Origin of the sequence: Okeania sp. (assembly GCF_035285525.1) — a bacterium.
GTDB lineage: Bacteria > Cyanobacteriota > Cyanobacteriia > Cyanobacteriales > Microcoleaceae > Trichodesmium.
The window spans coordinates 1-11,363 of the sequence record NZ_JAYKGW010000084.1 but is presented as its reverse complement, the minus strand read 5'-3'; the positions used below and the strand labels follow the sequence as shown (position 1 = coordinate 11,363).

Genomic DNA, 11,363 nt, shown 5'->3' with positions numbered 1-11,363 from the left:
TAGCCAGTGCGATTATAGCAACTGCTGTCAACGCAGGAATTAATTCCGAACAAGAATAAGTAATTTGTAAATTGAAAGAGACAGCAGAGGCACAAAAAAAGCTGGTCAAAAAAAAATTGACACTTTTGCTACTAATAAGAATATATTTGTGAACTTTAAATTCCTAAATTATGATAATCTAACTAAAATTCAGTCTTCCTTTTAATATCTTTGTAACAATATATATAACTAACATTAAAACATCAAAATAAACAGCCAATGTCCAGCGCAGAATCTAATCCTTCTTCAGAACAACTAGAAAAAATCCACTTACCCCACACTAGCGAATCAGAAACCCTCAAAAAAATTCGTCATACTACATCCCATGTTATGGCAATGGCCGTCCAAAAATTATTTCCCAAGGCCCAAGTAACAATAGGTCCATGGATTGAAAATGGCTTTTACTACGACTTTGATAGTCCAGAATCATTTACAGAAAAAGATTTAAAAGCCATTAAAAAAGAGATGATCAAAATCATTAACCGCGATCTACCAGTAATTAGAGAAGAAGTTAGCCGGGAAGAAGCCAAACGTCGCATAGAAGAAATTAAAGAACCTTATAAATTAGAAATTCTTGAAGGTTTAGAAGAACCAATTACCATATATCATTTGGGTCAAGAATGGTGGGATTTATGTGCAGGTCCTCATATTGAACGTACCAAACAAATTAATCCCAAAGCTATTGAACTAGAAACTGTTGCAGGTGCTTATTGGCGTGGAGATGAAACTAAAGCCCAATTACAACGTATTTATGGTACTGCTTGGGAAACTCCAGAACAACTAGCTGAATATAAAAGACGCAAAGAAGAAGCTCTCAAAAGAGACCACCGCAAACTTGGTAAAGAATTAGGACTATTTCTCTTTTCTGACATTGTTGGACCGGGACTACCTCTCTGGACTCCCAAAGGTACAATGTTAAGAAATTTACTAGAAGACTTTCTCAAACAAGAACAACTGAAACGGGGTTATTCTCCTGTAGTTACTCCCCATATTGCCAGAACAGATTTATTTAAAACCTCTGGACATTGGCAAAAATATAAAGAAGATATGTTCCCAATGATGGCTGAAAATGAGGAAGCAGCAGCTATTGAACAGGGTTTTGTTTTAAAACCGATGAACTGTCCCTTCCATATCCAAATTTATAAAAATGAGTTACGTTCTTATCGAGAGTTGCCCATCAGACTTGCCGAGTTTGGGACAGTCTACCGTTATGAACAATCAGGAGAATTGGGAGGTTTAACTAGGGTTCGTGGTTTTACAGTAGATGATTCTCACTTATTTGTCACTCCAGAACAATTAGATGCAGAATTTCTGAATGTGGTTGACTTAATTTTATCAGTCTTTAAGAGTCTACAACTAAAGAATTTTCGGGCCAGATTAAGTTTCCGTGACCCTAATTTAGATAAGTATATTGGTTCTGATGAAGCTTGGGAAAAAGCTCAAAGTGCAATTCGTCGAGCTGTAGAAAAAATGGGTATGGAGCATTTTGAGGGTATTGGTGAAGCGGCATTTTATGGTCCAAAATTAGATTTTATTTTCCAGGATGCCTTGGAACGAGAATGGCAGTTGGGTACTGTACAGGTAGATTATAATTTGCCGGAACGATTTGATTTAGAATATGTCGGAGAAGATGGCAGTCGAAAACGTCCCATAATGATTCATCGGGCACCTTTTGGTTCCCTCGAAAGGTTAATTGGAATTTTAATTGAGGAATATGCTGGAGATTTTCCTTTGTGGTTGGCTCCAACTCAGGTTAAACTTTTACCAGTTAATTCAGAATTTTTGCCTTTCGCTCAAGAGGTTGCTGAACAAATGCTTCAAGTAGGTATTCGTGCTGAGGCCGATATAAGTAATGAGCGTTTGGGTAAGTTAATTCGGAATGCAGAGAAAGGAAAAATTCCTGTGATGGCTGTTGTGGGCGCTAAGGAGGTAGAGTCGAATAGTTTGAGTATTCGGACTCGTAGTGCTGGTGAGTTAGGAAGTATTCCTGTGGTAGAAGTAATTCAGAAAATAACTGAGGCGATCGCCAATTATGAAAATTTCTAGGTTTATTTGCTCAGTTGTTTGATAAGCTCTTGATAAAACATGAAACTTTTGATTTAAGAATTAAGTCATTGGCCATCAAGTAGTACAGTGCAACTTTGTGAATATTCCTAAAAAGTTATATAAGTGCCTATGCAAAATTAATTACACATTCTGTTAACTTCCTGTTATCTCTTTTCTGTTCCTTGTTTCCTGTTCCATACTAATGTTGGGTTTCGTTCTTTAACCCAACCTACGTCTAGACTGAGATGCCTAAAAATGTAAGTTGGGTTGAACGATAGTGAAACCCAACACGCACCATACTAATGTTGGGTTTCGTTCCTTAACCGAACCTACGTCTAGACTGAGATGCCTAAAAATGTAAGTTGGGTTGAACGATAGTGAAACCCAACAATTAATAGAGATGATTGAGTAAAAAATTATTAACAATAAGTAATTATACTCGTATTGAAAAACTCAAAGTATAGTATTCTCTTTATAAAAGTTTAATCAGATTGTTATATTATTAGTAGGTATATTACCTATTTTTTATTATCTAGAGCCAAGGTCGGCGATAATCTGAACTATTTTTTTTGCTAAAGGCGCTGGAACATGAAAGCATCTAATTTAAAGGAACTATATGAAACTTATTGGTTTCAAGATAAAAAAATTCAAAATAAAAATGATTAATACTTTTAAGGTTCCTCTGGGAGGAAGTGTGTTTTTCGCTTTTTTATACCTAGGAAGCGCGAAAATGCAAAACACCAGATGTCGCTGTCCAGTGGCTCATGTACACCTAGGAACAGTGACTTAATAATATGAACTTTATGAGTACCGCTAAGAAAAAAGTAGAATCTCTATTAAGTAAATTGCCAGATAATTGCTCCCTTGAAGATGTTCAATATCATTTATATGTAATTGAAAAGGTTCTTCATGGTTTAGAAGTAGCTGATAAAGAAAGAAAAATTACACAGGAAGAAGCTGAAGGGCTTTTGAGTAAATGGGTTATAAAGTAGTTTGGTCTTCTAAAGCTATAGATGATGTGGATGCGATCGCCTCCTACATAGCGCGTGACTCTGTTTCGTATGCTGCGGCAGTAGTCCATAGGATAATTAATGTCACTAAAAATTTGATTCAACATCCTTTAGAGGGAGAAGTGGTCGAAGAGTTTGGTGATAATGGTTATCGACAAGGTTATGCTTATAGTTATCGGGTCCTTTATAAAGTTAGAGGGGACCTGGTAATAGTTGCTGCAGTTATTCATGGAAAAAGGTTATTAGATTTGTAGGTAAGAGTGATCGCCACTAAGTCCAATATCACTTCAGAACCGAGTTTCATTAGAAGCTCGGTTTTTTAAGGAAGGCAGAAAGAAGGCAGAAGGAAGAAAAATGTTTAAAGGGAGAAGGTTTTTTGATCAGTGATGATCTGGACATAATATAACTGATAACTGAAATGAACTTGACCTGAAAAGTTTTGTATGGTAGACGAATTACTTAAAGATTACTTTTGACTCTCATCAAGCGATCGCCAAAACGTGATAGAATGTCTATAATTTTTTGTATAAATTATATAACTAATACCAAGCGTGAAAAAAGAATACTACAAAAAACTATATCTCAATCAAATATGCTTGAAAATAGCATATCTAATTAATTTTAGATAGCTTTATCTATCATTTTTCTGCTTTTTCCCTATTTTTCCTTCTTCCTCCTTCCTTATTCCTTCCTTAACAAACATTGATAAAATTGGTATAACTATGCTAGAAACCACTAAAAAAAAAGATGTTCAGGTTGCCATAATTGGTCAAGATACAAAAGTACTACGGTCTCGCACTTGGGATAGACTAAAATTTGAAGTGGAATATTCTCTCCAAAAAGGTACTACTGCTAATTCTTATCTCATCCAAACAGAAAAAACAGTAATTATCGACCCCCCTGGCGAATCATTTACTCAAAATTATTTAGAATCATTACAACTACGCTTAGATTGGCATCGCCTTAACTATGTAATTCTGGGTCACTTCAATGCTAATCGTGGAGCTACCCTAAGAGCATTGTTAGCCATAGCACCTCAAATTACTTTTGTTTGTTCAAACCCCGCAGCTTTAAACCTCAAAGACTATTTTAAAGACGAAGAATTGAAAATTAAGGTAGTTAAAGGAGAAGATACTCTGGACTTAGGTGGTGGCCACAAATTGCAGTTTATTACCACTCCCACTCCTAAATGGCCAGATGGTCTGGTGACTTATGATCCGAAAACTGAAATTTTGTATACTGATAAATTTTTCGGCGCTCATGTTTGTGGAGACCAAGTTGCTGATGAAGGATGGAGTATCTATAGCGAGGATAGACGCTTTTATTATGACTGTCTCCATGCAGCTCAGGCAAAACAAGTGCTTTCTACCCTAGACAAAATTTCTGAGTTGACTGTGAAATTCTATGCTCCTGGTCACGGACCTATAGTACGCTATGGAATGCTGGAGTTAAACAGTCTGTATCGACAGTGGAGTGAGGAACAAGGTTCGCGAGATTTGAATGTAGCCTTGCTTTATGCGTCAGCTTATGGTAATACAGCTACTGTAGCTCAAACAATTGCCAGAGGTTTAACTAAAGCGGGGGTAGCTGTAGAGTCAATTAATTGTGAAGTTGCTACATCTAACGAAATTAAGGAAGCGATAGAAAAATGCGATGGGTTTATTATTGGTTCCCCTACTCTCGGTGGTCATGCACCAACTCAGATTCAAACAGCTTTGGGTATTGTATTGAATACAGCTTCTAAGGATAAATTAGCAGGAGTATTTGGTTCCTTTGGTTGGAGTGGTGAAGCTATAGATTTTTTGGCAAGTAGGTTAAAGGATGCGGGTTATAAATTTGGTTTTGAACCCATTAGGGTTAAGTTTAAGCCAGATGATATAATGATTCAAAGTTGTAAGGAAACTGGTATTGATTTTGCTCAAGCTTTGATTAAGTCACAAAAACGTCGCGCTCCTAAACCTTCTGGAAGTAGTTCGGGAAGCGATCGCACTGCTCAAGCTATGGGAAGGGTTGTGGGTTCTTTGTGTGTGATGTCTGCTAAACGTGGAGATGTCACCAGTGCTATGTTAGCTTCTTGGGTGTCTCAGGCGACTTTTAATCCTCCGGGAGTTACTGTTGCTGTTGCTAGAGATAGGGCGTTGGAATCTTTGACTCACACGGGGGATAAATTTGTATTGAATATATTAGCTGAGGAAAAGAAGGATTTACAGAAGTCTTTTCTCAAAAATTTTGCGCCGGGAGAAGACCGTTTTGTTGGGGTTGAAACCAAGGAAGCTAAGAATGGTTGTCCTATTTTAACGGATGCTCTAGCTTATTTGGAATGTAAGGTGGCAAACCGAATGGAATGTGGCGATCATTGGTTAGTTTATGCCGTGGTAGAAAATGGTGAACTTTTGAATGATGGAGTAACAGCAGTTCATTTCCGGAAAACAGGTAGTCGTTATTAATGTTACAAAGTCCGTAGGGGCGGGTTTCACCAAAAACTTTGATACAAAGAGCAATTATTGCTCAAAACCCGCCCCCACCCCTGGAATGTATATGACACTCTCTAGGGGGCGGGTTTAGTCAAATTTCGGCAATTTCCTTAAAACCCCTGAAAAACCTGCCCCCACCCCTCGGATGTATATGATACCTCTAAGGGGCGGGTTTAGTCAAATTTCGGCAATTTCCTCAAAACCCCTGAAAAACCCGCCCCTAGCTTTATTGAACTGTCCCAGACTCCCCTTACTTGTTCTTCCTTCTTCCTTCTTCCTTCCTCACTTAATTCTCAACACCCGAACTAACTCACCCGCAGGAATCAAAGTTTGATTTAATGGCACTACTGCTAAACCGTTAGCACCAGCTAAATTAATTAAATTTCCCGAACTGTGACTACCCATCGCTAGTTGAAACTCATAACCATTATTCCCTAAACTTACCTCACCCCACAGATAAGTTTCTCGTTTACCATTAGAACGCAAATCTTGCAGCGATCGCGCCATGACAAACTCAGGTTTCCATCCACCTTCTTCAACTCCAGCTAACTTTTTCAAGGCAGGTTGCACAAACCGCCAAAAACTAACCAACGCCGAAACCGGATTTCCAGGCAAACCAAAATATAAACATTGAGCATCATCAAATTTAGCCACAGTTAAGGGTTTTCCTGGTTTAACCGCCACAGCATGAATCTCAATTTTTGCTCCTAACTGAGTGAGAATATCCTCCACATAATCATAATCTCCCACAGAGACTCCACCAGTAGAAAGTACAAAATCTGTAGTTTTCACCGCTTCAGTAATAGTCTGTTGCAAAATTTCCGGTTGATCTGGCACAATACCAAAACGTATTACTTCGGCACCCATATCGGCAACTGCTACAGCTAAAGCATATTGATTTGAATCAACTAACTGACCTGGTTTTAGGGGTTGCTCTGGGGAAACTAACTCATTACCAGTAGAAATAATTCCCACTTTTGGTCGCCGATAAACAGTTATTTCTAGACATTGCAGCGCTGCCAAAACAGCTATTTCTGCAGCACCCAGACGAATGCCAGGATTTAGTAAAGGTGTATTTGCCTGATAGAATGAACCTTGATATCTAATAAATTCTTGAGGTTGGGGACTTTCTAGTATCAGCACCTTGTTACCTTCCCTTTTAGTCACCTCTTGCATGACTACTGTATCCGCTCCCGGAGGCATACAACTACCTGTAAAAATACGAGCTGTTTGCCCTGACTGAATTTGCTGTTGAGGTTGATACCCAGCGGGAACTTCTTCTATAATTTCCAGAGATACAGGATTTTCAGAACTACAGTTTTTGACATCGGTAAATTTGACGGCATAACCATCCATTGCCGAATTATCCCAGTGGGGATAATTTAGTTTACTGCTGACTGGTGTAGCTAATATTCGCCCGGCTCCAGTTAATAGGTCTACTATTTCTACATCTTGATGAAAATTTAAGGGTTGTACTAGGTTTAAAATAATTGATTCTGCTTGATTAACTGGTATCATTTTTAATTTACTAAATAAGTTGGATATGACTTACGAATAAATGCTATTGGTAGGATGTGTTTCCCTACGCGACATGGAAAGCGGAGCATTCCCTATACGAAAAATCCTATCTCGTAACTGAGCAATACTCTATATATATTGCCTTTGTGTAAGTCCTGAATTATTTGAATTCTATAGCAATTTTAAACTAAATAGTTGATAATATTTGCTCGTAGGGGTTTGGTTTCTAAATCCCATTTTTGCTAGGGTTGGGAGACCAAACCCCTACAGTTTTTTCTAATAACCTAAATTATTTACAGCAGTTTTCATTTCAGTATACAACAGTAGGAGCGAATGGCATTTGCGCTCCGCAAAGTTTCGCTTTATATCTCGCACAGCGAAACGGCCTTACAGGGTTTTGGTTATGAAAATTTGGCTTATCAATCTCAAAACCGCTGTAATTATTAATTATTCATTATTCATTATTCAGTAAATATGAATTGCTAGCCAAATTGTTTCAATACTTGGGTCAGTTGATATTATTTTATGTGGAGTTTTTGCGGGGATGAAAATATGACTATCTTTAACTAATTCTGTTGTTTTTTGATTGATTTCCAATACAGCCGAACCTTGCAGTAATATCACCCATTCATCTTCGTCTTGGATAAACTCTTCACTGACAAAATTTGGGGGTGAAATTATTTGGTTAATTTTGACGTTTTTATGGGATAATAAGTTGTTAAATATTTCTTCCATGATTTTGATAAAACTCAGTAGCAAAAGACAGATTTGGGCGCAGATCAACAGATTATTTATTCTACATCATCCTTACATTTGTGACAATATTTCTGGATGACTTGGTTCCAGCGATCGCTTATTTATATGACCAAAAAAGCAATCAATTTACAAGAAAAATTTACAAAAATCTGACATTTTGCTAAGATAGACTTAGGACCTACCCATGGACCCTATCTGTAGGGTGCGTTTTGCGTTCCGCAAAGCTCCGCTTTATATGTCGGCTCAAGCGCCGAAACGCTACGCGACATGGAAAGCGGAGCATTCCCTATACGAAAAAGCGTATCTCGTAAATGAGCAAGACTCTATATAGTGCCTCCCGTGTAAGTTATGATACTTATTTAAGGAAATAGTTATGAGTACAACACCAAACACTGAACCAACTCTGACAGATGTTATCAATGAGTTAGACAATTTATCCACTTGCGTTGATAAGCTATCTACTATCTACTAATGTAGAAAGTTTCAATGATCGCTTTGAAAATTATCAAAAAGCAACTCAATGGGTGGTACAACTTGCTTTTACTCTAATTGCTAGCGCTACCATTACGGTAATTGTAACTTCAGTTTTGAAACGATAAGCCAAGAGGGATTTTGTTAGCTTTCAGTATCCTTTTCCACTATCAGATAGATAAAGTAGATAATATTGATATAAATTAATGACAAACACAAATATTTACAGCGAGTCGGAAAAAATACTAATTGCTAAAATCTGGAGTTTACCTCCCGATAAAGTTTCCGAAATAATAGATTTTGTGGATTTTTTGTCTCAGCGACAACAACAGCAAAGTTTGACTAATTCTATTACTCTACTGTCTGAAGCAACTTTTGAGAAAATTGGCATCATCCTGAAGATAGTGATTATGACTATTTATAAATTTGATATGGAAACTACTACTGCTGCTTTTAAAGAATGGAATGTTGCTGTCAATGCTTTAGAAAATGGCAACACAATAATGTTACTAAGAAAAGGTGGAATCAAAGAACAAGGAGGTAATTTTACTGTTGCTCATCAACAGGTTTTACTCTACCCAACTGTTGAACATCAAGACCCAAGTTTACTCAAACCAGAATATGCGAACCAAGTGGAAATTGTAGACTCTGGTTGGCATCCTGAAAAAATCAAAATTAGTAGTTTTTCTGAGATTACCCATATTTTTCCAGTAAGTGATAAATCAACTTTAAATAAATTGTTTTCCTACCATATTTGGAATGAAAAATTTGTTAGTGACCGCCTCAAATGGAAGCCTCAAAAAAATCTTTATGTTTTACTTTTAAGAACTTATAAACTATCTCAAGTTTATGAAATTTTTTATCAACCAGAATATGGTGGTTGTCGTTCTTGGATTAACTTAACTAAACCAATAAATATTACCAACTTAATTCCTGTTTTAAATAATGATACTTATCAGAGCTTATCCTCAGAAATTTGTCAAATTTTTAGAGATTAAATTATAAATAATTGTGCTTCAATTCTCTAGTTGAAAATGTAGTAAACTAACACATATAAAGCAATAAACGTAGGCTGGGTAGAACGAAGATAAACCCAACAAAACTTTACTAATGTTGGATTTCTTCCCATGCTTCGCAACGCCGAGGCGAACAACCCAACCTACATTTTTAGTGTCATTGCAGTATCATAAGTTGAGGAGTAAACATTCAGTAGTTAGCTATAACTATCAACTTTTTTTTATTACCTTTAAAGAAGGAAAAAAGAACAAAGCACCCACTAAAGATAAGTTAAATCCTCAAGTAAATTATAAATAGCTCATTTTGTGATAAGATAGAAATTTACCAATAATTAGTTTGCTATCCCAAATTAGAAATTCTAACTTCTACCTTTTTATGTCTCAGCATTAGGACTTACCCAAAAACCAAGTTTATCAACCAAATTTCTTAGTTTGAACAACCAAAATCAGCTTAATAAACCCAATTTCTGACATAGGTTTGTAATATTATGTCCGGATCATCAGTGATCAAAAAAACCTTTTCCCTTTAAATCTTCTTTTCCTTCAGCATCAGTGCCTTCAGCATCAGTGCCTTCCTTCCTCCAAAGTGTAACTATTCAAGCGGACATAATATAAGTTTTGATTTTTATTGTACTATTTAAAATACAGCAGATTCTCAAGTATATCCAAGTATAAATACTCATAACAAAACCTCTGTATTCTGGGCATCTTGCCTACAACATCTATACCCAATTGAGATGAAATCTACTGTCATAAAATTAGCCTCAATAAATTATGAATAACCATATTAATTCTCAATATTTACATCTGGAAAATGCTCGGATTCATTACCTAGAAACTGGCCAAAAAAATTCAGTTAGTGTCTTGTTACTACATGGAGCCAGCTTTACAGCTCACACATGGCAAGAAATAGGTACTCTTGATTTTTTGAATATGCGAGGTTATCGAGCTGTGGCAGTAGATATTCCTGGTTATGGTCGTTCACAAAGAATATCAGTTTCTAGCTTAGGTTTTTTACGAGAAATATTAAATAATTTAAACTTAAATTTGCCGATTTTAGTATCTCCTTCGATGAGTGGCAGTTATAGTTTACCTTTTGTGATTAATTATGGTGATAAATTAGGAGGTTTTGTAGGAATTTCTCCTGTAGGAATTGAACGTTTTCAAGATGAATTAAAAGGAATTGAATTACCAACATTAGCTATTTGGGGAAGTAATGATCGGATAGTACCAATAGAACAGGCTGATTTATTAGTAGAATTAATACCTAATGCCCAAAAAATTATTCTAAATGATGCTGGTCATGCTTGTTATATGAAAAAAACTGAAGAGTTTCATAAACATTTAATTAAATTTATTCAGAGTATTAAGCATTGAATTAATCCCAGAGTAAAAGTATCAGGACTTACATGAGGAAACCCAAAAACTTACTTTTTTTTCGTAAGTCCTGACTAACTAAAATAAGTATCAAACCAACTAATAACTCTTTCCCCAACATCTCGCAAACTGTTCTGAGAGCAACTCGGAGAATAATGACTTTTACCCCCAATAATCCTATAGGTTAAATCCTCATCTACTGCTAGGAAAGACGATTCCGAAATAATATACCCACTACTAGAACAAAATCTTGAAAAAACAGAGGTTTATTTATAAATACTAAACTCTAAGCTTGTGTATAATATACAAGTTTTTGTAGTTTTAAAGGAGAGATTTTATGACATGATTCTCTGTCAACACAACATAAAAAATACCGAGCTATATCAACTGCACTTTTCATAAAATTTTTCCTCCTAAATATTTAAATATTATATCAATTTTTACTGCATATTAAATTATTATATAAATTTTTAATCCTCATTCATTGCTGTTATTAATAAATTGAAATTACCTTAGTTTGAGTTACTCAGTTACAATCCCCCTAAATCCTCCTTTGAAAGGGGGACTTTTTGTTGGCTCTCCTCCCTCTTTCAAAGACAGCAGGGGGGATTCTTCAAGAACTACAATAAAAATTGATAAATTGAAATTATCTTAAT

The 11,363-nt window shown here is 36.1% G+C and carries 9 protein-coding genes; 7 read left to right on the top strand and 2 right to left on the bottom strand.

Annotated elements, in window-relative coordinates:
• Positions 1-258 precede the first annotated feature (258 nt).
• The 4 genes from thrS to VKJ25_RS08140 all read left to right on the top strand — a co-directional run bounded on the left by thrS (position 259) and on the right by VKJ25_RS08140 (position 5,542).
• Positions 259-2,085, top strand: coding sequence for a threonine--tRNA ligase (gene thrS / locus VKJ25_RS08155; RefSeq protein WP_324236126.1), 1,827 nt, complete (start codon positions 259-261; stop codon positions 2,083-2,085).
• A 794-nt stretch (positions 2,086-2,879) separates the two neighbouring features.
• A complete protein-coding gene (locus VKJ25_RS08150; protein ID WP_375340154.1) occupies positions 2,880-3,077 on the top strand; it encodes a hypothetical protein in 198 nt (65 codons plus the stop codon).
• Positions 3,062-3,349, top strand: coding sequence for a type II toxin-antitoxin system RelE/ParE family toxin (locus VKJ25_RS08145; protein WP_324236125.1), 288 nt, complete (start codon positions 3,062-3,064; stop codon positions 3,347-3,349). The genes VKJ25_RS08150 and VKJ25_RS08145 overlap by 16 nt, the downstream gene beginning before the upstream one ends.
• A 468-nt stretch (positions 3,350-3,817) precedes the next feature.
• A complete protein-coding gene (locus tag VKJ25_RS08140) occupies positions 3,818-5,542 on the top strand; it encodes a diflavin flavoprotein (RefSeq protein WP_324236124.1) in 1,725 nt (574 codons plus the stop codon).
• A gap of 309 nt (positions 5,543-5,851) precedes the next feature.
• Here the strand turns inward: VKJ25_RS08140 and VKJ25_RS08135 are convergent, their stop codons facing one another.
• Together VKJ25_RS08135 and VKJ25_RS08130 are read right to left on the bottom strand one after the other, a co-directional pair.
• A complete protein-coding gene (locus VKJ25_RS08135) occupies positions 5,852-7,087 on the bottom strand; it encodes a molybdopterin molybdotransferase MoeA (RefSeq protein WP_324236123.1) in 1,236 nt (411 codons plus the stop codon).
• 465 nt (positions 7,088-7,552) lie between these two features.
• Positions 7,553-7,822, bottom strand: coding sequence for a cupin domain-containing protein (locus VKJ25_RS08130; protein WP_324236122.1), 270 nt, complete (start codon positions 7,820-7,822; stop codon positions 7,553-7,555).
• Positions 7,823-8,289: 467 nt separating this feature from the next.
• Here VKJ25_RS08130 and VKJ25_RS24855 point away from each other — a divergent pair, with 467 nt between their 5' ends.
• From VKJ25_RS24855 to VKJ25_RS08120, 3 genes are all read left to right on the top strand, one after another.
• Positions 8,290-8,442 carry a ssr2422 family thylakoid membrane protein gene (locus VKJ25_RS24855; RefSeq protein ID WP_483143737.1) on the top strand — a complete coding sequence of 51 codons (153 nt, stop codon included), beginning with the start codon at positions 8,290-8,292 and terminating at the stop codon, positions 8,440-8,442.
• Between the two features lie 78 nt (positions 8,443-8,520).
• The gene (locus tag VKJ25_RS08125; RefSeq protein ID WP_324236121.1) at positions 8,521-9,312 is read left to right on the top strand and encodes a DUF1802 family protein; all 792 of its coding nucleotides are present in this window, start codon (positions 8,521-8,523) and stop codon (positions 9,310-9,312) included.
• Between the two features lie 792 nt (positions 9,313-10,104).
• Positions 10,105-10,707, top strand: coding sequence for an alpha/beta fold hydrolase (locus VKJ25_RS08120; protein ID WP_324236120.1), 603 nt, complete (start codon positions 10,105-10,107; stop codon positions 10,705-10,707).
• Positions 10,708-11,363 lie beyond the last annotated feature (656 nt).